General features: G+C 68.9%; 17 protein-coding genes and 1 pseudogene. 10 read left to right on the forward strand and 8 right to left on the reverse strand.

The features are described from left to right. Nucleotides 1-52 precede the first annotated feature (52 nt). Entirely contained in the window at nt 53-271 is a 219-nt protein-coding gene (locus tag U4Y91_RS22825; protein ID WP_257769094.1) for a hypothetical protein, read from the reverse strand. On the opposite strand from U4Y91_RS22825, the gene U4Y91_RS22830 reads away from it, so the two are divergent. The 3 genes from U4Y91_RS22830 (at nt 264) to U4Y91_RS22840 (ending at nt 10,101) form a co-directional block, all read left to right on the forward strand. Then, the gene (locus U4Y91_RS22830; protein WP_321806977.1) at nt 264-7,364 is read left to right on the forward strand and encodes an autotransporter-associated beta strand repeat-containing protein; all 7,101 of its coding nucleotides are present in this window, start codon (nt 264-266) and stop codon (nt 7,362-7,364) included. The two genes, U4Y91_RS22825 and U4Y91_RS22830, sit on opposite strands and share 8 nt — an antisense overlap. A gap of 156 nt (nt 7,365-7,520) precedes the next feature. After that, nucleotides 7,521-9,746: an amylo-alpha-1,6-glucosidase gene (locus tag U4Y91_RS22835; protein WP_321806978.1), complete on the forward strand. Its 2,226-nt coding sequence runs from the start codon at nt 7,521-7,523 to the stop codon at nt 9,744-9,746. Between the two features lie 100 nt (nt 9,747-9,846). Continuing rightward, on the forward strand, nt 9,847-10,101 hold the full coding sequence (locus tag U4Y91_RS22840) for a hypothetical protein (RefSeq protein ID WP_044847902.1): 255 nt from the start codon (nt 9,847-9,849) through the stop codon (nt 10,099-10,101). A 596-nt stretch (nt 10,102-10,697) separates the two neighbouring features. Here U4Y91_RS22840 and penR read toward each other — a convergent pair. After that, nucleotides 10,698-11,588 carry a beta-lactamase transcriptional regulator PenR gene (gene penR, locus U4Y91_RS22845; protein WP_321806979.1) on the reverse strand — a complete coding sequence of 297 codons (891 nt, stop codon included), beginning with the start codon at nt 11,586-11,588 and terminating at the stop codon, nt 10,698-10,700. A 116-nt stretch (nt 11,589-11,704) separates the two neighbouring features. Between penR and blaPEN-bcc the strand changes: the two genes are divergently transcribed. Continuing rightward, nucleotides 11,705-12,598, forward strand: coding sequence for a PEN family class A beta-lactamase, Bcc-type (gene blaPEN-bcc / locus U4Y91_RS22850; protein ID WP_321806980.1), 894 nt, complete (start codon nt 11,705-11,707; stop codon nt 12,596-12,598). A 520-nt stretch (nt 12,599-13,118) separates the two neighbouring features. On the opposite strand, the gene U4Y91_RS22855 is transcribed toward blaPEN-bcc, so the two are convergent. The 5 genes from U4Y91_RS22855 to U4Y91_RS22875 form a co-directional block, all read right to left on the reverse strand. Next, nucleotides 13,119-13,319 (reverse strand): membrane protein, encoded by a 201-nt coding sequence (locus tag U4Y91_RS22855; RefSeq protein WP_044847905.1) that lies wholly within the window; start codon nt 13,317-13,319, stop codon nt 13,119-13,121. A gap of 560 nt (nt 13,320-13,879) precedes the next feature. Beyond that, a complete protein-coding gene (locus U4Y91_RS22860; protein WP_321806981.1) occupies nt 13,880-14,248 on the reverse strand; it encodes an antibiotic biosynthesis monooxygenase family protein in 369 nt (122 codons plus the stop codon). Nucleotides 14,249-14,283: 35 nt separating this feature from the next. Continuing rightward, nucleotides 14,284-14,730 carry a MarR family winged helix-turn-helix transcriptional regulator gene (locus U4Y91_RS22865; protein WP_321807063.1) on the reverse strand — a complete coding sequence of 149 codons (447 nt, stop codon included), beginning with the start codon at nt 14,728-14,730 and terminating at the stop codon, nt 14,284-14,286. A gap of 277 nt (nt 14,731-15,007) precedes the next feature. Further along, nucleotides 15,008-16,384 (reverse strand): ATP-binding protein, encoded by a 1,377-nt coding sequence (locus tag U4Y91_RS22870; protein ID WP_321806982.1) that lies wholly within the window; start codon nt 16,382-16,384, stop codon nt 15,008-15,010. Continuing rightward, entirely contained in the window at nt 16,381-17,043 is a 663-nt protein-coding gene (locus U4Y91_RS22875) for a response regulator (RefSeq protein WP_321806983.1), read from the reverse strand. Before U4Y91_RS22875 ends, U4Y91_RS22870 begins: the two co-directional genes overlap by 4 nt. A gap of 226 nt (nt 17,044-17,269) precedes the next feature. On the opposite strand from U4Y91_RS22875, the gene U4Y91_RS22880 reads away from it, so the two are divergent. The 6 genes and pseudogenes from U4Y91_RS22880 (at nt 17,270) to U4Y91_RS22905 (ending at nt 21,657) form a co-directional block, all read left to right on the forward strand. After that, nucleotides 17,270-17,623 (forward strand): NirD/YgiW/YdeI family stress tolerance protein, encoded by a 354-nt coding sequence (locus U4Y91_RS22880; protein ID WP_321806984.1) that lies wholly within the window; start codon nt 17,270-17,272, stop codon nt 17,621-17,623. 63 nt (nt 17,624-17,686) lie between these two features. Next, entirely contained in the window at nt 17,687-18,547 is an 861-nt protein-coding gene (locus U4Y91_RS22885) for a MurR/RpiR family transcriptional regulator (protein ID WP_321806985.1), read from the forward strand. 59 nt (nt 18,548-18,606) lie between these two features. Next, a pseudogene (locus U4Y91_RS22890) lies at nt 18,607-18,720 on the forward strand (GNAT family N-acetyltransferase); the annotation flags it as partial. Between the two features lie 112 nt (nt 18,721-18,832). Further along, nucleotides 18,833-19,693 (forward strand): isocitrate lyase/phosphoenolpyruvate mutase family protein, encoded by an 861-nt coding sequence (locus U4Y91_RS22895; RefSeq protein WP_321806986.1) that lies wholly within the window; start codon nt 18,833-18,835, stop codon nt 19,691-19,693. A gap of 335 nt (nt 19,694-20,028) precedes the next feature. After that, nucleotides 20,029-20,295 carry a YodC family protein gene (locus U4Y91_RS22900; RefSeq protein ID WP_321806987.1) on the forward strand — a complete coding sequence of 89 codons (267 nt, stop codon included), beginning with the start codon at nt 20,029-20,031 and terminating at the stop codon, nt 20,293-20,295. A gap of 177 nt (nt 20,296-20,472) precedes the next feature. Next, nucleotides 20,473-21,657: a cytochrome P450 gene (locus tag U4Y91_RS22905; protein ID WP_321806988.1), complete on the forward strand. Its 1,185-nt coding sequence runs from the start codon at nt 20,473-20,475 to the stop codon at nt 21,655-21,657. An 18-nt stretch (nt 21,658-21,675) separates the two neighbouring features. Here the strand turns inward: U4Y91_RS22905 and U4Y91_RS22910 are convergent, their stop codons facing one another. Continuing rightward, entirely contained in the window at nt 21,676-22,002 is a 327-nt protein-coding gene (locus U4Y91_RS22910; protein ID WP_321806989.1) for a superinfection immunity protein, read from the reverse strand. Nucleotides 22,003-22,072: the final 70 nt, after the last annotated feature.

Genomic DNA, 22,072 nt, shown 5'->3' on the forward strand with positions numbered 1-22,072 from the left:
GAAAACCATGTTTTTTTGATATAGCCTTGTCTGACAAAAAGCAGGGCGGTAATCAAATCAACCAGAAAGTCGCTGCATAAGAACAAGGGGCCACGATCATGTCGTCCGGTTGATTTTGCGTTCGCAAACGAGAATCGATTAACCCGCAGTTCATCCACGAATAGACCGACGTCGTTCCGCGACCGCCGGAGGGCACGCTTGCGTCCCGGATTTTCCGCCGCCGCCGGATCGATTCACCGGCCATGCCGAGCACGAGGGGAAGCATGAACATTGCGCATTCGAAGAAGAGCGGAGAGCCGTTTCCGAAATTCCTGTTGCCGACGGGTGTCTTCCTGGCCTTGTCCGGCGCGGGCATCGTTCCCGCGTACGCGACCTGCAGCACGGCAGGCACCACGGTGACCTGCTCGGGCGTCGCGAATCCGCTGGCGCCGAGCTATGCAAACAGTGCCAACAACCTGAACGTCACCGTCAATCCCGGCGCGAGCGTCGGCGTGCTGCTCGGCGTCGGCGGCAACGCGATGTCGCTGACCGGCAACAACAACACGCTGACCAACAACGGTACGATCGACCCGTCCGCGCTCGGCTCGGGGCTCGGCGTGCTGTCGAGCGGCGCGGTGCTCGGCAATGCGTCGGCGAGCAACACCACCGTCACCAACAACGGCACGATGAACGGCTCGACCGGGGTCGCGATCAGCGGCGTGACCGGCATGGCGCTGTCGGTCCAGAACGGCACCGGCGGCACGTCGACCATCAACAACACCGGCACGATCGGTTCGAACCCGCTGGTCGGCGCGACGCTGTCCGGCGCGGATGCGCCCGTGGTCGCCGCATACGGCGGCGGCACGGTCAACATGACGAACAGCGGCACGATCAACGGCCGCGTGTCGCTCGCCACGAACGGCACGCCCGGGGGCGGCAACACGTTCACCAACTCGGGCACGATCAACGGCAGCGTGTCGATGGGCGCGAACAGCAACAACACGTTCAACGCGGTGACGGGCTCGTCGGTCAACACGGCGGGCGGCATTGGCGGCGCGTTCAACATCACGATCGGCCCGAACACGCTCAACGTGGCGGCGACGGGGATCGTCGACGGCGGCGCAGGCGGCAACAACACGCTGAACCTGCAGCAGGGCACCTCCGCGAACGGCACGATCGCGATCAACAACTACATCAATTTCAATCACCTCGACGTCGCGAGCGGCAACTGGACGATCAACGGCGCGTCGACCGTGCAGGACGCGACGCTGTCGAGCGGCGGCGTCGCGATCATCAACGACAACGCGTCGCTCGGCACCGGCACGATCACGGCCAACGGCGGCGCGCTGCAGGCGGGCACGGCGGGGCTCAACGTATCCAACAACGTGACGCTCGGCACCGGGCTGACGGTGCAGGGCGCGACCGGGCTCACGCTGTCGGGCACGGTGTCGGGCACCGGCGCGCTGACGAAGAACGACGGCGGCACGCTGGCGCTGTCGGGTGCCAATACCTATACGGGCGGCACGAACCTGAACGGCGGCAACCTCGTGGTCGGCAACAACGGGGCGCTCGGCACCGGCGCGGTGAACATCAATGCGTCGGCGTTGCTCGACACGAGCGCGAACGTCACGCTCAACAATGCGATCAATCTCAACAACAGCGCAACGCTGACGCTCGGCGGCAGCAACAACCTCGGGCTGTCCGGCACGATCAGCGGAAACGGCGGCCTCGTGAAGAACGGCTCCGCGACGGCCACGCTGACGGCCGCGAACACCTACACGGGCGACACGACGATCAACAGCGGCACGCTCGCGTTGAGCGGGGCCGGCAGCGTGGCGGCGACCGGCACGGTCAACCTGACTGGCGCGGGCGCGACGTTCGACCTGAGCGGCGCGTCGGGCGCGCAGACGATCGGTGCGCTGGCGGGCGCGGCCGGCACGAACGTGGACCTCGGCAGCACGTCGCTGACGCTCAACGGCACCATCAACGCGACCTACGCGGGCACGATCGGCGGCTCGGGCAGCGTGACGCTGTCCGGTCCCGGGACGCAATCGCTGACCGGCACGAACGTCTACTCCGGCGGCACGAACCTGAACGGCGGCAACCTCGTCGTCGGCAGCAACACGGCACTGGGCTCCGGCGCGGTGAACGTCAACGGCTCGTCGACGCTCGATGCGACCACCAACGTGTCGCTCGCGAACGGCATCAACGTCGCCACCGGCACGACGCTGACGCTGGGCGGCAGCACCGATCTCGGGCTCGGCGGGACGATCTCCGGCGGCGGCGGGCTCGTGAAGAACGGCGCGGCGGCGCTGACGCTGAGCGGCGCGAACAATTACACGGGCGGCACGACGCTGAACGCCGGTGCCCTCGTGCTCGGCAACGCCGCGGCGCTCGGCGCCGGCACGCTGACCGTCGGCGGCGCGGCGACGCTCGATGCGAATACGAGCCTGTCGGTCGCCAACGCGATCGATCTCGGCACGAGTGCGGCGCTCACGCTCGGCGGCAGCAACGCACTCGGGCTGGGCGGCGTGATTTCCGGCGCCGGCGGGCTCGTGAAGAACGGCGCGGCGACGGTGACACTGACGGGCGCGAACACCTACACGGGCGGCACGACGATCAATGCCGGCACGCTGGCGATCGGCGCGGGCGGCAGCCTGGCGGCGACCGGCACGATGAATCTCGCGAACGCGGGCGCGGCGCTCGACCTGAGCAATGCGTCGGGTGCGCAAACGCTCGGCGCGCTGTCGGGCGTCGCGGGCACGAACGTGAATCTCGGCGCGAACGCGCTGACGCTGGGCGGAACGGCCAGCGGCACGTTCAGCGGCGTAATCGGCGGCACCGGCAGCCTGACGCTGGATGGCACCGGCACGCAGACGCTGAACGGCGCGAGCACCTATTCGGGCGGCACGAACCTCAATAGTGGCGGACTGGTGCTCGGCAACGCCGCGGCGCTGGGCACCGGCACGCTGACCGTCGGCGGTGCGGCGACGCTCGATACGAATACGAGCCTGTCGGTCGCCAACGCGATCGATCTCGGCACGGGTGCAGCGCTCACGCTCGGCGGCAGCAACGCACTCGGGCTGGGCGGCGTGATTTCCGGCGCCGGCGCGCTCGTGAAGAACGGCGCGGCGACGGTGACGCTGACGGGCGCGAACACCTACACGGGCGGCACGACGATCAACGCGGGCACGCTCGCGATCGGCGCAGGCGGCAGCCTCGCATCGACCGGCGCGATGAATCTCGCGAACGCGGGCGCGACGCTCGACCTGAGCAATGCGTCGGGTGCGCAAACGCTCGGTGCGCTGTCGGGCGTGGCCGGCACGAACGTGAGCCTCGGCGCGAACGCGCTGACGCTGGGCGGAACCGCGAGCGGCACGTTCGGCGGCGCGATCGGCGGCACCGGCAGCCTGACGCTGGCCGGCACCGGCACGCAGACGCTGAACGGCGCGAGCACCTATTCGGGCGGCACGAACCTCAATAGTGGCGGACTGGTGCTCGGCAACGCCGCGGCGCTCGGCACCGGCGCGCTGAATGTCGGCGGTTCGGCGACGCTCGATACGAATACGAGCCTGGCGGTGGCGAATGCAATCGGTCTCGGCGCGGGCTCGACGCTCACGCTCGGCGGCAGCAACGCGCTCGGATTGGGCGGCGCGATTACCGGTACGGGCGCACTCGTGAAGGAGGGCGCGGCGACGACCACGCTGACGGGCGCGAACACCTACACCGGCGGCACGACGATCAACGCGGGCACGCTCGCGATCGGCGCGGGCGGCAGCCTCGCATCGACCGGCACGATGAACCTCGCGAACGCGGGCGCGACGCTCGACCTGAGCGGCGCGTCGGGCGCGCAGACGCTCGGTGCGCTGTCGGGCGTGGCTGGCACGAACGTGAGCCTCGGCGGCAACGCGCTGACACTGGGCGGGACGGCCAGCGGCACGTTCAGCGGTGCGATCGGCGGCACCGGCGGGCTGACGCTCGCGGGTACCGGCACGCAGACGCTGTCCGGCGCGAACACGTATACGGGTGGCACGACGATCAACGGCGGCAGCACGCTCGCGCTGGGCGCGGGCGGCAGCCTCGCGGCGAGCGGCACGGTGAATCTGGCCGGTGCGGGCGCGACGTTCGATCTGGGCGGCGCGTCCGGTGCGCAGACGATCGGCGCGCTGACCGGCGCGGCCGGCACGAACGTGAATCTCGGCGCGACTGCGCTGACGCTGAGCGGCAACGGCAGCAACACCTTCGGCGGGACGATCGGCGGCACCGGCAGCCTGATGCTGACCGGCACCGGTACGCAGACGCTGACGGGCGCGAACACGTACACCGGCGGCACGACGATCAACGCCGGCACGCTGGCGCTGGGCGCGGGCGGCAGCCTTGCGTCGAGCGGCGCGGTGAACCTGGCCGGCACGGGCGCGACGTTCGACCTGAGCGGCGCAACGGGCGCGCAGACGATCGGTGCCCTGTCGGGCGCGGCGGGCACGAGCGTGAACCTCGGCGCGAATGCGCTGACGCTGAACGGCAGCGGTAACGGCACGTTCGGCGGCGCGATCGGTGGCAGCGGCGGCGTGACGCTCGCGGGCAGCGGCACGCAGACACTGACGGGCGCGAACACGTACACCGGCGGCACGACGATCAACGGCGGCAGCACGCTCGCGCTCGGTTCGGGCGGCAGCCTCGCGGCGAGCGGCGCGGTGAATCTGGCCGGCACGGGCGCGACGTTCGACCTCAGCGGCGCAGCGGGCGCGCAGACGATCGGCGCGCTGTCGGGTGCGGCCGGCAGCGTCGTGAACCTCGGCGCGAATGCGCTGACGCTGAACGGCAGCGGCAACGGCACGTTCGGCGGCGCGATCGGCGGCGGCGGCGGCGTGACGCTCGCGGGCACCGGCACGCAGACGCTGACGGGCGCGAACACGTATACCGGCGGCACGACGATCAACGGCGGCAGCACGCTCGCGCTCGGTTCGGGCGGCAGCCTCGCGGCGAGCGGCGCGGTGAATCTGGCCGGCGCGGGCGCGACGTTCGACGTGAGCGGCGCAACGGGCGCGCAGACGATCGGCGCGTTGTCGGGCGCGGCGGGCAGCACCGTAAACCTCGGCGCGAATGCGCTGGCGCTGAGCGGTAGCGGCGCAAGCACGTTCGGCGGGACGATCGGCGGCAGCGGCGGCGTGACGCTCGCGGGCAGCGGCACGCAGACGCTGACGGGCGCGAACACCTACACCGGCGGCACGACGATCAACGGCGGCAGCACGCTCGCGCTCGGCGCGGGCGGCAGCCTCGCGTCGACGGGCGCGGTGAACCTCGCCGGCGCGGGTGCGACGTTCGACGTGAGCGGCGCAGCGGGTGCGCAGACGATCGGCGCGCTGTCGGGCGCGGCCGGCAGCACCGTGAACCTCGGCGCGAATGCGCTGGCGCTGAGCGGCAGCGGCGCCAGCACGTTCGGCGGGACGATCGGCGGCAGCGGTGGCCTGACGGTCGCGGGAACCGGCATTCAGACGCTGACCGGCAGCAACACGTATACGGGCGGCACGACGATCGCATCGGGCGGCACGCTGCAGCTCGGCAACGGCGGCACGTCGGGCAGCGTGGTCGGCAATGTCGTCGACAACGGCGCGCTGATCTTCAACCAGTCCGCCAACGTGACGCTCGCGAGCGTGCTGTCCGGCACCGGTTCGCTGACCCAGGCCGGCAGCGGGCAACTGACGTTGACCGGTACCAATACGCTGAGCGGCCCGACCACCGTCGCGGCGGGTACGCTCGCGGTCGACGGTTCGCTCGGCCAGTCGACCGTGACCGTGCAGAACGGCGCGACGCTGACGGGCACCGGCACGGTTGGCGGCCTCGTCGTGCAGGGCGGCGCGTTCGCGGCTGCGTCGCAGCCGGGCGCGGCGCTGAACGTGGCCGGCAACGTCACGTTCCAGCCGGGCTCGACGCTGCAGGTCGCGGTGACGCCGCAGCAGGCCGGCAGCATCGCGGCGGGCGGCACGGCCACGCTGAACGGCGGCACCGTGCAGGTGCTCGCGAACCAGGCCAGCTACCAGCCGACCACGAAGTACACGATCCTCAGCGCATCGTCGGGCGTGCAGGGCACGTTCAGCCAGGTGAATTCGAACTACGCGTTCCTGATGCCGACGCTCAGCTACGATCCGGACCACGTGTACCTGCAGCTCGTCGCGAACGGCACGGCGCTGCCCGATGTCGCGGCGACGCCGAACCAGCGCGCGGTCGCGACCGCGATCGGTGCGCTCGGCGCGGGCAACCCGCTGTACGACACGGTGCTGACGACCGATGCGGCCACCGCGCGGCGGGCCTACGGGATGCTCGACGGGGAACTGCAGGCGAGCCTGAAGAGCATGCTGCTGCTCGACAGCCGCTACGTGCGCGAGGCCGTGACCGATCGCGTGCGCCAGGGCCTCGCGCCCGGAGCGGGGCCGCTCGCCGCGCTGTCGTCGGGCGGTGCCGCGCTGTGCGGCGACAACACGGCCGGCGCGACCGATCCGACGCTGCCGCCGGAACGCCGGATCGGTTCGCGCGCAGGTTGCTACGGCGGCACGCCGTATCAGCCGGTGGTCTGGGGGCAGGCGTTCGGCGGCCGCAGCCGGCTCGCGGGCGACGGCAACGCGTCGACGATCAACCGCAGCATGACGGGCTTCATCGCCGGTGCCGACATGGCGCTCAACGACCAGTGGCGTGCCGGCCTCGCCGCGGGCGTCACGCACAGCTCGCTCGACAACGACCAGAGCGCGTCGGCGTCGGTCAACAGCTACTACCTGTCGCTGTACGGCGGCGCGCAGTACGGTGCGCTCGGCGTGCGCGGCGGCGCGTCGTACACGTGGTACCGCATCAACAGCGATCGCTATCCGGGCTTCGCGGGCTTCTCCGATCACGATTCGGCCGGCTACAACGCGCATTCCGCGCAGGTGTTCGGCGAAGTCGGCTATGCGCTGCCGGTCGGGCCGGTCGCGCTCGAACCGTTCGCGGGTCTTGCCTACGTGAACCTGCATACCGACGGCTATACGGAAACCGGCGGCGCGGCCGCGCTGCAGGCCGGCGGCCAGACGACCCACGTCGGTTTCTCGACGCTCGGCGTGCGCGCGGCCTCGCAACTCGGCACGCTCGCGAGCGGCACGTTCACCGCGCGCGGGACGGTCGGCTGGCGGCATGCGTTCGGCAACGTGCGGCCGTCGTCGGCGTTCACGTTCGCGAACGGCGGCACGTCGTTCCAGGTGTCGGGCGTGCCGATTGCTCGCGACAGCGCGGTGCTCGAAGCGGGCATCGACGCGACCATCACGAAGCGCCTGACGCTCGGTCTCACGTTCAGCGGCCAGTACGGCAGCGGCGTGCGCGACAACGCGGTGCTCGGCAACATCCTGTGGAAGTTCTGACCGGCGCCTGAGGTGCCTGTGCGCGATCCCGATGCGACGGCCATGCCCGCATCGGGGTCGCGTCTTTTTCGGCGCTGCGCGCGTCCCCCGTTCTGGCCTATCCTGTGCGAAACACGCGACGCGCGCCGCGCGTTGCGCCTCGACACAGGAGCATCGATGCCGAATCACGCCGAAGCCACCACGACGCAGGCGCCGCAAGTCGCGCCCGTCCCCCCGACCCAGGCGACAGGCCCCGCATTCATCGCGCCCGAAGCCGATCCGCAGGCGCTCGCACGCAACAACCAGTACGTCCTGAAATCCGGCGACGCGTTCGTCGTCAGCGACGCGCTCGGCGACGTCGGCGGCCATGACGACGGCCTGTTCGTCGACGACATGCGCGTGCTGTCGACCTGGCGCCTGACTTTCGGCGGCCGCGCGCCGTCGCTGCTGTCGGGCGCGACGAGCGCGGACAACGCGTCGTTCACCGCGCACCTGACGAACCGCCCGCTGCCGCCGCTCGGCGGTCGCGAGACGCCCGAGGGTGTGATCCACATCGAACGGATGCGCGTGCTCGCGGGCGACGTGCTGCACGAAGCGCTGACGCTGACCAACTATGGCGCGAGCGAGGCCGAGGTGCCGCTGTCGCTGTCGTTCGCGGCGGATTTCAAGGACATGTTCGAAGTGCGCGGCACGCCGCGCCCGAAGCGCGGCACGGTGGTTGCGCCGCGCGTCGACGGCGGTGCGGTGCGGCTGCGCTACGACGGCCTCGACAAGGTCGAGCGCAACGTGACCGTGCATTTCTCGCCGGCGCCCGACGCGTTGTCGGTCGATCGTGCCGATTACACGCTGACGATCGCCGCGCAGGCGTGCGTGTCGATCTACCTGACCGTCGACGCGACGCTCGGCCGGGCGCACGACGGTGAAGGCCCGGGATGCGGGCGCGTCGCGCTGCGCACCGCGCTCGTCGGCGTGCATCGCGAGATGCGCTCGCGCCGCGAGTCGATGGCGCGCGTGAACACCGGCAATCCGCTGTTCGATGCGTGGCTCGACCGGTCGCTCGCGGATCTCGGGCTGCTCACGACGCAGCTCGATACCGGACCGTATCCGTATGCGGGCATTCCGTGGTTCTCGACGCCGTTCGGCCGCGACGCGGTGATCACGTCGCTGCAGATGCTGTGGCTGCAGCCGTCGCTCGCGCGCGGCGTGCTGCGCTTTCTCGCGGAGCACCAGGCGCGCGAGACGTCCGCGTTTCGCGATGCGGAGCCCGGCAAGATCATGCACGAGTTCCGCCGCAGCGAGATGGCCGCGACGGGCGAGGTGCCGTTCGCGCTGTATTACGGCGGCGTCGATACGACCCCGCTGTTCATCGTGCTCGCGGGCGCGTACGTCGAACACACCGGTGACGATGCGCTGATCGACGAGCTGTGGCCTGCGCTCGAGCGCGCCGCGCAGTGGGTGATCGACAAGTGCGACCGCAATCCGTATGGGCTGCTCGACTACCAGCGCACGTCGGAGCGCGGTCTCGCGAACCAGGGCTGGAAGGACAGCCACGATTCAGTGTTTCATGCGGACGGCCGTTTTCCCGACGGCCCGATCGCGCTCGTCGAAGTGCAGGCGTATGCGTGCGCGGCGCTCGATGCGATGTCGATGTGTTCGCACCGGCGCGGCCACGCGGCCGATGCGACACGCTATGCGCTGCGCGCGAAGGCGCTGCGCGACCAGGTCGAGGCGCTGTTCTGGATGCCGGAAGGCGAGTTCTACGGGATCGCGCTCGACGGTCACGGCGACCTGTGCCGCGTGCTGGCGTCGAACGCGGGCCATCTGCTCGCGTTCGGCCTGCCCGACGCCGAGCGCGGCGCGGCGGTCGCCGGCGTGCTCGGCTCGACGCTGTTCCAGACGGGCTGGGGCGTGCGCACGCTCGCGGCCGGCCAGCCGCGCTTCAACCCGATGGCCTATCACAACGGTTCGGTGTGGCCGCACGACAATGCGCTGATCGCGCGCGGGCTCGCGCGCTACGGCGACAAGACGGCCGCGGTGAACCTGCTGCGTGCGCTGTTCGAAGCCGCGGTCAGCTTCGAGATGCGGCTGCCGGAGCTGTTCTGCGGGTTCCCGCGCCGGCGCGGCGAACCGCCGACCGCCTATCCGGTCGCGTGCCTGCCGCAGGCGTGGGCGGCCGGTGCGCCGTTCATGATGCTGCAGGCGTGTCTCGGCGTGAGCGTCGACGCGGCGCGCCACGAGGTGCGGGTCGAGCGCCCGGCGCTGCCCGAAGGCGTCGACTGGCTGCGCATCGACGAACTGCGCGTCGGCGACGAAACGGTATCGCTGACGTTCCGGCGCGTCGACGGCCAGGTGGTCGCGTCGGCGGAGCAGCCGGGGCGGGTGAAGGTGGTCGCGGTGCTGTAGCGCATGCGGCTGCACGGACGTTGCGCGATGTCGTGCCACGTCCGCGCGCAGCGGCATAGAATCGTGACATGACCCTTGAACGATGGCGGAGGCACCTACGATGACGACCGACAACCGGCCCGACGACGGCGAGCAGAAGAAGCTCGAGAACCTGGAAGCGGCGGTCGACCACCTGCACAAGTCGATCGAGTCGCAGAGCATCGCGGCTGGCGCGGCGAAGGGCATCCTGTTCAGCCTGATCGAAACGCTCGGCGCGCTGATCGGCGATCCCGACCTGCCCGAACATGCGCGCTCCGGGTACGAGGCGCTGCGCGACAAGGCGAGCGAATTGCGCCGCGGGCTCGACCGGCATTGACGAAGCGGCAGCCGGCGTCGGCCGCGTGGCCAGCGCCGGCGCTGCCCAATCCTGCACGGCGCGCACAAAACCCCGTGCGCTCAATGAGTTAGCCGGCCGGTGCGCAGGATATCCACAAGCTTGCCAACACAATCTGTGGAGAACTGGCCGGCCCCCGACCGGCCGCGCAATGGGCGCCGGGAGGCCGCACACGATGACGCGTCATTGACCTGTCTGGCCCGATCTACTGAATCCCCTTTTGTATCAGGATGTTACGCGTCACATTGGTGGAATATCCACAGGCTTGCCAACAAAATCTGTGGATAAGTCTGACGTGATTGCTTCCTGATGGTTGAGGATCCGCCGCGCGGCGGCCGGTGCGTCGAAGCCTTTGCGCACGGGCTGCCCGCTGCGTGCGTCGGCGCGGTAATTCGTGCGCGATCAACGGGTTAGGCCTCGGGTACCCAGGATATCCACATCCTTGCCAACACAATCTGTGGACAAGCAGGGCCGCATCATTCGACCGGCGCAGTGTCGGCCGCCTCCGCGACGATCCAGTCGCGAAACAGCGTCATCGCCGGCGTGAGCAACACAATCTGTGGACAAGCAGGGCCGCATCAATCGACCGGCGCAGTATCGGCCGCTTCCGCGACGATCCAGTCGCGAAACAGCGTCATCGCCGGCGTGAGCGGCTTCGACTTCAGCGACGTGAGCCAGTAGCCGCCCGCGCGCACGTCGATGTCGAACGGCCGCGCGAGCAGGCCGAGCTGCAGTTCGCGCGCGAACATGCAGGCTGGCGCGAGCGCGATGCCGGCGCCCTGCATCGCGGCCTCGACCATCAGCCGCGACGAATCGAACACGGGCCCGTTCACCGCCCACGGTTCGAGCGGCGCGGCGTCGAACCAGCCGAGCCATTCGTCGGTGCGGTACGAGCGCAGCAGCGTTTCGTTCGCGAGATCGGCCGGCCGCGCGAGGCGCCGCGCGATCTCCGGCGCGCACAGCGCGGTGAGCGGGGCGTCGAGCAGCCGCTCGTTGCGCGTCGCCGGCCAGTTGCCTTCCCCGAAGCGGATCGCGAAATCGAGACCCTCGGCCGCGAGGTCGACGACGTTGTTGTGGGTCCGCAGCCGCAGCTCGACGAACGGGTGCGTGTCGCCGAAGCGCTTCAGCCGTGGCATTAGCCAACCTATGGCAAAGGTGCCGACCGCGCCGAGCGTCAGCACTTCGTGGAAGCGCCCGCCGTCGAACTGCTTGAGCACGGTTTCGATCCGGCTGAATGCGTCGCTGAGCACCGGCAACAGCGCGCGCCCTTCGTCGGTGAGCCCGAGGCCGCGCGGCAACCGGGTGAACAGCGCACAGCCGAGCCGCTCCTCGAGCGAGCGCACCTGCTGGCTCACGGCCGCCTGGGTCACGCTCAGCTCGAGGCCGGCGCGCGTGAAGTTCAGGTGGCGCGCCGACGATTCGAACGCGCGCAACGCATTGAGCGGAAGATGAGGGCGGAGCTTCGTCATAAGAATTTCTTTTGTCAGCGCTCAATTATCGTTGCTTGTCAGGCAACCGTAAAGTCACGATAGTGCTGTCTCGCCGGCCGGCCGTTCTGCCTCCATTCCACCACGAGAGACACCCCATGACCTACTCATCGCAACGTCGAACCCTGTTGCTGGCCGCCGCGACGGCGCCGCTCGTCCTGACCGTCAGCGCGTGCGCGTCGCCGCCGGCTGCCGGGCAGGACGTTTCGTCCGCGACGTCGTTTGCCGCGCTCGAGCGCGCGGCGGGCGGCCGTCTCGGCGTGTGCGCGATCGACACCGCGGGCGGCCGGCGCGCGCAGCATCGCGCGGACGAGCGCTTCCCGTTCTGCAGCACGTTCAAGGCGATGCTGAGTGCGGCGGTGCTCGCGCAGAGCGTCGAGCGTCCGGGGCTGCTGCAGCAGCGCGTGACGGTTGCGCAGTCCGATCTCGTGAACTACTCGCCGGTGTCGGGCAAGCATGTCGGCACCGGGATGACCGTCGCCGAGTTGTGCGAGGCGGCGATCCAGTACAGCGACAACTCGGCCGCGAACCTGGCGATGAAACTGATCGGCGGGCCGGCGGCGGTGACCGCGTTTGCACGTTCGATCGGCGACGACACGTTCCGGCTCGATCGCTGGGAGACCGAACTGAACACTGCGTTGCCGGGCGACCCGCGCGACACCACGACGCCGGCCGCGATGGCCGCGAGCCTGCGCGTGCTCACGCTCGGCGACGCGCTGCCGCCCGCGCAGCGTGCGCAGCTCGTTGCCTGGCTGCGCGGCAACAAGGTCGGCGACAAGCGGATTCGCGCGGGCGTGCCGGCCGGGTGGCAGGTGGCCGACAAGACCGGCACCGGCGACTACGGGACGACGAACGACGCGGGCGTGATCTGGCCGCCGTCGCGCGCGCCGATCGTGCTGGCCGTGTATTACACGCAGACGCGTGCCGATGCGCAGGCGAAGGACGACGTGATCGCGGCTGCCGCGCGCATCGCGGTCGCGACGTTCGCGTGAGCGGGCGGCGCGGCGTGCGTTCATCGATGAATGGACGGATCGATGAAGCGATGTGTCGATGAATGCACGCCGTGCTGCAGTCGTGACCGGCATATCGAAACGTTGTGCGATCAACGACTTAGGTCATGCATGCTCAGGATATCCACATCCTTGCCAACAAAAATTGTGGACAAGCCCGCGCGCGGCCGCGTTCATCGCGCAGCGGGCGCGGCGCCGGCGTGCGTCAGGCTTGCCTGCCCGGTTCGAAGCGGTACGGACAAAACCTTTCGGATCAAGCGCTTGTGCGTGGTATGCGCAGGCTATCCACACGCTTGCCAACACAATCTGTGGACAAGCGGCGTGGCGCGCGCGACATGCGGTCCGTCGCGTCGCGCGACGATGCGTGAACGGCACATCGCATGGCCGGTTGCCCCATTCGAAGCGGCGCGGACAAAGTCTTACGGATCAAGCGCTTGATCGCGGTATGCGCAGGCTATCCACATGCTTGCCAACACAATCTGTGGACAAGCCCGCCCGATGTTCAGCCATGCCGATCGTCGACCGAGGGCCAGCGTGCGAACGCGAATACCCACAGCATGATGAAGTTCAGGACCGGGACGAACATCGTCAGGATCCACCAGCCTGAATGCCCGGTACGCCGAACGATGCGGACATACGGATAGACGACGATCGCGACGAGCACGAGCGAGACGATCAACTGCCCTGCGGTGAAGTGTTCCATGGTCTTCCTCGGAATGATGTGTCGTTGTCCGATGCGGGCGCAACGGCCGGCCCGTGGTGCCGCAGCGTGAAGTCGCGCGATGCGTGGCGCGTGCGGCTCGTGTGATCGTGACGCGTGGCATGTGCGGGCGTCAAGCGGCGGGCAGGGTGCCGCTGTCGCGCCGGATCGTCCGTCTGCGCGCGAGGGCGAACCGCGTGCTGCCGCAACGGTGACGCGGCGCATGAATCATTGGCCGATCAACGGGTTAGCCGATGCGTGCGCAGGATATCCACAAGCTTGCCAACAAAATCTGTGGGTAAGTGGTGCGACGATCGCATCGCACACCATTGGGGCATCGACGTGGCATCGTGATGCGAAGTGCGGCGAACCGGCGCGTGTGACGGCCCGGCGCGCGCCGCGTCTGCATCACGCGTGCCAAAGTCCGTCGGATCAACGGCTTAGCGTTGCGGTGCGCAGGATATCCACAAGCTTGCCAACATTTTCTGTGGAGAAGTCCGCATGGCGATCGCGCGGTGCGGCACATCGTGCAAACCGTGCGCCGCACCGATACGCGCGCCGGCTCACGCGGTACAAACGCCCGCCACGGCGACTTTCTGGAACAGGTGTGGGCTCGCGACGGCGGACGACGGATAGGCCGACAGTTTCGCGACGAACGCCGGATGCGTGAAGGCCGCGCGAAACGCGTCGGTCGATTCCCAGATCGCATAGTTGAAGTAAGTCGGACTGTCGCCGAGCGCGCGATGAAGCTGGGTCGAAATGAATCCGGGCTGTCGTTTCATGAATTCGGCGTCGTCCTTCCACACGGCCAGGAAATCCGCCTCGTCTGCCGGATCCAGCGTGAAGACATTGACGAGGACGACGGGTTGTGCGTCGATGCCGAGCTGTTGCTGGATCGGAAAGTTCGGGTCCATCGGTTTGAAATGGGGCATGGGGTACTCCTGTCGGTAATGGGTCGATGGCGCGATCACGCCTGCCCGTTCGGCGCATGCGCGCCGGACATCGTCGACAGCACGCGAATCGCCGCATCGAGATCGGCCGAACTGAATTGACCGGAGATGTCGCGGACATGCTGTTGCCATTGCTCGATCACCGCCTGGTAGGCCGCGGCCCCGCGCGCGGTCAGCGCATACAGCGGAGAGCGCTTGTGCGTCGGGTTCGGCAGCGGCTGCACGAGGCCTTCTTCCACGAGCACGTTGATCTGTTTCAGGACGGCCTGCCGCGTGATACCCATGGCGTCGGCGATCTGCGGGATGTTCGGGGCTTCCGGCGCCATCGAGATGGCGCCCAGCACCTGCCAGCGCGCGCTGGTCAGGCCGTGCGGCGCGGCAAAGGTATTGCCCCATTCGATCAGCAGGCCGTTCAGCCGGAAGACGGACAGCGCGACGGCAGTCAACTTGGCGGATTTCGTCATGGTCGGGATGCGCGATGAATTGACAACTAATTTACGTAATGGGTAACTGGTTGTCAAGTTGACGATGGCGTGCCACGGCTGGAGAGGGGCGTGGCGGCTCGGGGGAGGGATCGGTACGCGATGTCGCGTCGAGGCGAGCGCCCGCTCGACGCGGGTTGGTGCATTCGCTGCGCACGAGCGCCAAACCCTTTCGGATCAATGGCTTGCTGCCGTTAGCGGCCGGTTGTCCACAAGCTTGCCAACACAATCTGTGGAAAAGCCGCCCGTCGGGCGTGTGTCAGGCCGGCACCGGAAAGCGCATCGTCACGGTCAGCCCGCGCCCGCCTTGCGTCGTGCCGAGCGCGACGGTTGCGCGATGCTGTTCGGCGATCCGCTTGACGATCGACAGCCCGAGCCCGCTGCCCGACGCCGTGACCGCCTGCGCGCCTTCGCCGCGATAGAAGCGCTCCCACACGTCCGTGCGCTCGGCTTCCGGAATGCCGGGGCCGTCGTCGGCGACTTCGAGCACGGGCGTCGCGCCGTCGAGACGCGCGGACACGTCGACGCGCGCGCCGACGCCTGCGTAGCGGATCGCGTTGTCGACGAGGTTGTTCAGCAGCACGCGCAACGTGTCGATGTTGCCGGCGGCCATCACCGGCGACGACACGATTGCGCCGAGGTCGATGCGGTGCGCATCCGCGACGCGCGTGCGGTCGGCGACCACCGAGCGGCACAGCGCGGCGAGATCGACGGGGGCGGAGGCCGCGGCGGACGCCTGCGCGTCGGGTTCGAGGCGCGCGAGTGTCAGCAATTGTTCGGCGAGGTGGCCGAGGCGTGTCGTGCCCGCATGGATCTGCGCGAGGATCTGCTCGCGTTCGTCGGCCGTCGACGCGCGCCGCAGCAATTGCGACTGGATCGACAGCCCCATGATCGGCGTGCGCAATTCGTGCGCGGCATCGGCGATGAAGTGCCGCTGCAGCGTGAACGAACGGTCGAGTCGCGCGAGCAGGTCGTTGATCGCTTCGGCGAGCGGGCGGACCTCGTTCGGCATCGACGCGACGTCGACCGGCTCGAGATTGTTCGCATTCCTGCGCTTCAGGCCGGCCGCGATCGTGCGCAGCGGCCGCAGCCCCGCGCCGATGCCGAACCACAACCCGATCGCGAGCACCGGCAGCATCGAGAACACCGGCCACAGCAAGTGCACCGCGATGCCCGCGATCGCTTCCCAGCGCGCGTGGCGCGCCTGCGCGAGCCGGATCGTCGTGCCGCCGCGTTCGGTCACGTAGGTGCGCCACGGCTGGCCGCCGACGTCGACGCTGCCGATGCCCGTCTGCGCGGGCGGCGGCAGCGCGGACTTGCGATCGGTCGAATAGACCAGCGTGCCGTTGCGCCAGACCTGCAGCAGCACGGCGTCGGGATCGCCGGCCTCGAATTCGTGCTTGCCGTCGCCATGATTGCGGAACGACAGCTCGCCGTTCGGGCCGACGGCGATCTGCTTCGACATGCTGCGCATCTGGTCGTCGAGGAGATCGTCGAGCTCGCGCAGCGCGCCCCAGTAGGTGCCCGCGCTTGCGACCAGCCCGATCACGCACGCGGCCGGCAGCAGCCACGTCAACAGGCGCCGCCGCAGCGATGCGCTGCGCCAGCGCGCGATCGCGTGTTGCAGACGCGTCATGCGCCGTCACCGATCCGGTAGCCGACGCCGCGCACCGTGCGGATCATGTCGTGGCCGAGTTTTTTGCGCAGGTTGTGGATGTGCACCTGCACCGCGTTGCTCTCGATTTCCTCGCCCCAGCTGTACAGCCGTTCCTCGAACTGTTCGCGCGAGATCACGGCGCCGGGGTCGCGCATCAGTTCGTGCAGCAGCACGAACTCCTTCGGCGACAGCGTGACTTCTTCGTCGTTGAGCCAGACCAGATGCTTGACCGGATCGAGCCGCAGCGGGCCGATCGCGAGCGTCGTCTGCGCGCGCCCTGCGTGGCGGCGGTTGACGGCGCGAATGCGGGCGAGCAGTTCCTCGAGCGCGAACGGCTTGACGAGGTAGTCGTCGGCACCGCTGTCGAGGCCGGCGATGCGGTCCGGCACGCCGTCGCGCGCGGTGATGATGATCGCGGGCAGGGTTTCGTCGCGGCGGCGCAGCGACGCGAGCACCGACAGGCCGTCGCGGTTCGGCAGCCCGAGGTCGAGCAGCAGCAGGCCGTAGCCGGTCGAGCGCAGCGCGAGCGTCGCGGCGTCGCCGTCCTTGACCCAGTCGACCGCGAAGCCTTCCTGTTTGAGGCCCTGTTCGAGCCCGCTGCCGATCAGCGGATCGTCCTCGACGAGCAGTACGCGCATGGATTCGTGTCTGTTGGCGGGCACGGGCGCCCGGGGTTCCCATGATAAGCGCAGGTGTCTTAGGCCGAGCTTAAACACGGGCGCCTGCGTGCGTTCGCGCACCGGAACGTTGCGACGGCATGCCGCGGCGCACGGTCTTCAGCTTTGCTTAATCTTACGGTCCGTAATCTGAGGCCGTCGCGTTCAACGGAGCGCGGCGCACTCGAAAAAATGGAGGAACGAGATCATGAAACACCTGACGAGAATCCTGGCGGTCGCGCTTGCCGTGCTGCCCGCCGCCGTCTACGCGCAATACACGGGGCCGTCCACGCTGACCACGACGACCGTGAAGGAACTGCTCGCGAACGGCAAGGACGACCAGCACGTGCAGTTGCAGGGGCGCATCGTCAAGCATGCCGGCGGCGAGGACTACGAGTTCGCCGATGCGACGGGCACGATCCGCGTCGAGATCGACCACAAGCTGTGGGCGGCCGGCCAGCCCGTCAGCGACAAGAACGAAGTGAAGCTGACCGGCGAGTTCGAGCGCAAGTGGTCGGGCAAGGTGAAGGTCGACGCCGATCACGTCGAAGTGCTGCGCTGACCGGTGCACCGGTGCATACGGGGCCGGTGATACCATGGACGACCGGTTCCCGTTCTCACCAAGATGGCTGCCAATTTCGATGAACTCGCGTCCCGGATCCGGGCGCAATTTTCCGAACTGAGCCCGCAATTCCAGGCGGGCGCTGCATTTCTGCTCGATCATCCCGACGAGGTCGCCACCTCGTCGATGCGCAAGGTCGCGCAGCGCGCGCAGGTTCAACCCGCATCGCTCGTGCGGCTCGCGCAGCAATTCGGTTTCCCCGGCTGGAACGAGCTGCGCGACCTGTGCGTCGCGCGCGTGCGCACGCGTCCCGAGCCGCTCACGCAGCGTGCGCGTTCGCTCGTGCGGCCCGACGCGAAGGCGTCGCTCGCGCACGACCTGCTTGCCGCACAGCAACACAATCTTGCCGCCACCGCCGCACAGAACGGGCACGCGCTCGCGGACGCCGCGAAGCTGATCCGCAAGGCTTCGCACGTGCATGTCGCGGGGTTCCGGTCGTGCTATCCGGTTGCGTTCGGTTTCGTGTACGGCTACCGGCTGTTCCGGCCGACCGTGTCGTTGCTCAACGGTGTCGCCGGCTCGCTCGAGATGGAGTTGCGCACGATCGCGAAGCAGAGCGTGACCGTGATCATCAGTTTCGCGCCGTATTCGGCGGAAGCGACGCGCGTCGCGCAGGCGGCGAAAGCGCAGGGCAGCAAGATCGTCGCGATCACCGACAGCGCGGTGTCGCCGATCGCGCTGCATGCGGACGCGCAGCTGATCTTCACGCACGACAGCCCGTCGTTCTTTCCGTCACTGGTCGCCGCGCATGCGATGGCCGAGGCGCTGGTCGCGCAGTTGCTGGCGCTCGAAGGCAGCGATGCGATCACGGCGCTCGAGCGCACGGAAGCGGAACTGCATGCGAAGGGCGCGTATGTCGTGTAGCCGCACGCGCGGCTTCGCCCGTCTTCCGCTCCCGTTTTCTCGTTGATCCGACGTAACCGATGACGTTCACCTACGACGTGACCGACGCCGGCGACGTGAACGTCCGCAAGCAGATCGCGGCGCCGCTCGTCCGGTTCAACGAAAGCCGGGCCGGCCCGGCCGACTTCCGGCCGCACACCGCGCCGCGCGCGGGGCCCTGACATCCGCATCGATATTTCATCGCGAGCTGAACCGTCGCGGTACCGCGCGCGCGTATGCTGACGTCTCCATTCCGAGGAGACATCAATGTCCGATTCCAACGTGCAGTTCCGCCAGGCCGAAACCTTCCGCGCGCTGCACACGCGCCCCGGCGCGTTCATCATCCCGAACCCGTGGGATGCCGGGTCCGCCCGGCTGCTCGCGATGGCCGGCTTCGAATCGCTCGCCACCACGAGCGCCGGTTTCGCGTTTTCGAGAGGGCGGCCCGACAACGCGATCGGCCGTGACGAAATGCTCGCCCACATCGCCGAGATCGTCGCGGCGGGCGGCCTGCCGGTCAGCGCCGATCTCGAGAACGGCTTCGGCGACGCGCCCGACACGGTCGCCGAGACGATCCGCCTGGCGGCCGGCGCCGGTGCGGTGGGCGGCTCGATCGAGGATGCGACCGGCCGCGCCGACGCACCGATCTATTCGTACGACGCGGCGGTCGAGCGCATCGCGGCGGCGGTCGACGCGGCGCGCGCGCTGCCGTTTCCGTTCACGCTGACCGCGCGCTGTGAAAACTACCTGCACGGCCGCCACGACCTCGCCGACACGATCGCGCGGCTGGTCGCGTACCGCGACGCGGGCGCCGACGTGCTGTACGCACCGGGCGTGACCGATCCCGACGACATCGCGGCGCTCACGCGCGCGGTCGGCGTGCCGGTCAACGTCGTGATGGGGCTGCAGGGCGGGTTGCTGAGCCTCGAGGCGCTCGCGGCGCTCGGCGTGAAGCGCGTCAGCGTCGGCGGCGCGCTGGCGCGGGCCGCATTCGGCGCGTTCCTGCGCGCCGCGACGGAAATGGCGCGCGACGGCACGTTCACGTTCACGCAGGCGGCAGTGCCGGGGCGCGACCTCAATCGCTGGTTTTCGGCGCCGGACAATTCGCCCGTTCAGTTCGAACAATAAGGGCCGGTAAAACGTGGGAACGTTTCCAGCCGAAAACTGATTGACGGTAATCAATCGAAACCGCTGCCGATTTGAAGTTCGATGACGGCGCGAAAACCATCGATTATTCTCCGTATTCCGGCGGGGCGACCGGAACCGGCACGCAAGCCGCGCCGGTTCTGGCGTCAGCCGCCCGCCACGCGAACCGGTGCCGCGTATTGTTGCGATTTTCCGGTCGCTGTTTTTTTTGGTATTCGGTAGTTGCCGGTTATTTATTGGATTGGTAATCTGCCGCATATCCGAATGACCTGCCAGCGGGCCGACGGAAAATGAATATATAAAAAATCGAGAGAGCGATGACGATCCGAGAAAATCACCGCAGTGGCGTTCGCATCGGCGATGTCGTGACGCTGAAAACCGGCGGGCCGCGCATGACCGTCACCTACGCGGGGCCGGTCGTGTTCGACGATGCCGACTGGCTGATCTGCCAGTGGTTCGACGACAGCGGCCACTTCCGGCAGGAAATGTTTCATCACGAAACGGTGGTGCCCGAACCGCGCGCGATTTCCGCCGGGCGCGTCCGCGTGCGCATGCAGGGGCACCGCTACCGGTCGGCCGCCTGACGCCGGATCCCCGTATCCCCGTATCCCCGGATCCCCGAGTCCGTTACGGCGCGGCGCCGCGTGCCGCCCGTGTGCTGCTGCGTCGCAGCAGCCTGCCACGGCGGCACCGCCGCGACATCCACGACATTTCACGTCAACCCGAAACATGCGGCGGCCCGGCGCGCCGATACTGCACGCATGAACCCAACCCATCCGATTGCCGCGGTCACGCACCGCGATCCCTACCCGTATTACGCGACGCTCGTCGACGGGCCGCCGCTTGCGTTCGACGCCTCGCTCGGCCTGTGGGTCGCGAGCCGGGCAGCGAGCGTGACGGCCGTGCTCGGCCACCCGGCGTGCCGCGTCAGGCCGCTCGATGCGCCGGTACCGCCCGCGTTGCGCGGGTCGACGGCGGGTGCGCTGTTCGGCGAACTGGTGCGCATGAACGACGGCGCATTGCGGCACGACGTGCCGAAACAGGCGCTGCGCGCGGCGTTCGCGCCGATAGATGCGCACGCGTTGCGCGAACGGGCCGCCCAACTCGCCGGCAGCCGGCTGCGCGCGCCGTATGACGCCGATGCATTGAACGCGTGGTGCCTGACGGTGCCCGTTTGCGCGGTCGCCGATCTGCTCGGCTTCGACCGCGCGCAACTCGACGATATCGCCGCGCTGGTCGTCGACTTCGTCGCCGCGCTGTCGCCGCTGTCGGACGACGCGGCGCTGGCCCGCGCGAGCGAAGCCGCGCGGCAACTGCTCGACCGCATGACGGAACGCGTCGCGCGCACGTGTGCGCAGGACGGTTCACTCGTCGCGGCGGTTCAGCAGGCGGCCGGCGCCGCGGGCTGGCACGCGAGCGGCGCGCTGGTCGCGAATCTCGTCGGGTTGTTGTCGCAGACGTGCGAGGCGACGGCCGCGTGGCTCGGCAACGTGCTGGTCGCCTGGGACGACACGGACGACACGGACGACACGGACGACGAACGCGCGATGCCGGATACGGCCGCCGTCGATGCATTCGTCGCCGAGGTCGGCCGATTCGATGCGCCGGTGCAGAACACGCGCCGCTTCGTCGCGTCGCGCACGACGATCGACGGCGTGACCGTCGATGCCGGTGCGGCCATCCTGGTCGTGCTCGCGGCGGCGAACCGCGATCCGGCCGTGCATCGCGAGCCGCACCGATTGCTGCCGGGCCGCGCGCCGGGGCCGAACTTCGGGTTCGGCACGGGGCCGCACGGCTGTCCGGGCGAGCGGATCGCGCGGGCGGTGACGGCGGGGGCGTTTGCGGCGTGGTTGCGCGCGGGCGGTGACGCGCCGCGCGACAGGCTGGTGTGGGACTACCGGGCCTCGACCAATGTCAGGATGCCGAAGTTCGGCGCGGCGAGGTAAGCGGAGCGGCGGGACTGCCTAGCGGCAACCTTGCTTCTCGGCCCATTGTTGCTGGGCGGCGACGCGGCGCTGCACGCGTTCGACGAGACCGGTCGAGAAGGTCCGCATGCTGATGCCGCGGCGCTTCGCGAGGATGGTTTGCGCGACGTCGGTTTGCGGGTTCGGCTGGCATGCCCAGTACAGCGTCATCAGCCAGCCGATGCCCGTCCACGCGAACAGCGCGTTGAACATCGCGATCGTCAGCTTGTCGTGCCGGCCGCGCCGGTCGGCGACGATGGCCGGAAGAAAATAGAGCGCGATCGCTGCGACCGAACCGGCCACCTGAATCAGGACTGCGTGTTCCATGTTGCTGCTCCATCCGAACTGCAATGAGGCCGATTGTCGCGCTTTTTCCGTTCGTGTGCCGGCAATTGAT

Source organism: Burkholderia sp. BCC1993 (assembly GCF_905339865.1).
In the GTDB taxonomy this organism is placed as follows: Bacteria; Pseudomonadota; Gammaproteobacteria; order Burkholderiales; family Burkholderiaceae; genus Burkholderia.

Coding starts and splice junctions, on each gene's coding strand:
- U4Y91_RS22875 (WP_321806983.1), bottom strand. CDS start 17,043: ATGCGCGTACTGCTCGTCGAGGACGATCCGCTGATCGGCAGCGGGCTC.
- U4Y91_RS22895 (WP_321806986.1), top strand. CDS start 18,833: ATGTCCGATTCCAACGTGCAGTTCCGCCAGGCCGAAACCTTCCGCGCG.
- U4Y91_RS22880 (WP_321806984.1), top strand. CDS start 17,270: ATGAAACACCTGACGAGAATCCTGGCGGTCGCGCTTGCCGTGCTGCCC.
- U4Y91_RS22855 (WP_044847905.1), bottom strand. CDS start 13,319: ATGGAACACTTCACCGCAGGGCAGTTGATCGTCTCGCTCGTGCTCGTC.
- U4Y91_RS22835 (WP_321806978.1), top strand. CDS start 7,521: ATGCCGAATCACGCCGAAGCCACCACGACGCAGGCGCCGCAAGTCGCG.
- U4Y91_RS22870 (WP_321806982.1), bottom strand. CDS start 16,384: ATGACGCGTCTGCAACACGCGATCGCGCGCTGGCGCAGCGCATCGCTG.
- U4Y91_RS22905 (WP_321806988.1), top strand. CDS start 20,473: ATGAACCCAACCCATCCGATTGCCGCGGTCACGCACCGCGATCCCTAC.
- U4Y91_RS22830 (WP_321806977.1), top strand. CDS start 264: ATGAACATTGCGCATTCGAAGAAGAGCGGAGAGCCGTTTCCGAAATTC.
- U4Y91_RS22900 (WP_321806987.1), top strand. CDS start 20,029: ATGACGATCCGAGAAAATCACCGCAGTGGCGTTCGCATCGGCGATGTC.
- penR (WP_321806979.1), bottom strand. CDS start 11,588: ATGACGAAGCTCCGCCCTCATCTTCCGCTCAATGCGTTGCGCGCGTTC.
- U4Y91_RS22825 (WP_257769094.1), bottom strand. CDS start 271: ATGTTCATGCTTCCCCTCGTGCTCGGCATGGCCGGTGAATCGATCCGG.
- U4Y91_RS22885 (WP_321806985.1), top strand. CDS start 17,687: ATGGCTGCCAATTTCGATGAACTCGCGTCCCGGATCCGGGCGCAATTT.
- U4Y91_RS22840 (WP_044847902.1), top strand. CDS start 9,847: ATGACGACCGACAACCGGCCCGACGACGGCGAGCAGAAGAAGCTCGAG.
- U4Y91_RS22860 (WP_321806981.1), bottom strand. CDS start 14,248: ATGCCCCATTTCAAACCGATGGACCCGAACTTTCCGATCCAGCAACAG.
- U4Y91_RS22910 (WP_321806989.1), bottom strand. CDS start 22,002: ATGGAACACGCAGTCCTGATTCAGGTGGCCGGTTCGGTCGCAGCGATC.
- blaPEN-bcc (WP_321806980.1), top strand. CDS start 11,705: ATGACCTACTCATCGCAACGTCGAACCCTGTTGCTGGCCGCCGCGACG.
- U4Y91_RS22865 (WP_321807063.1), bottom strand. CDS start 14,730: ATGACGAAATCCGCCAAGTTGACTGCCGTCGCGCTGTCCGTCTTCCGG.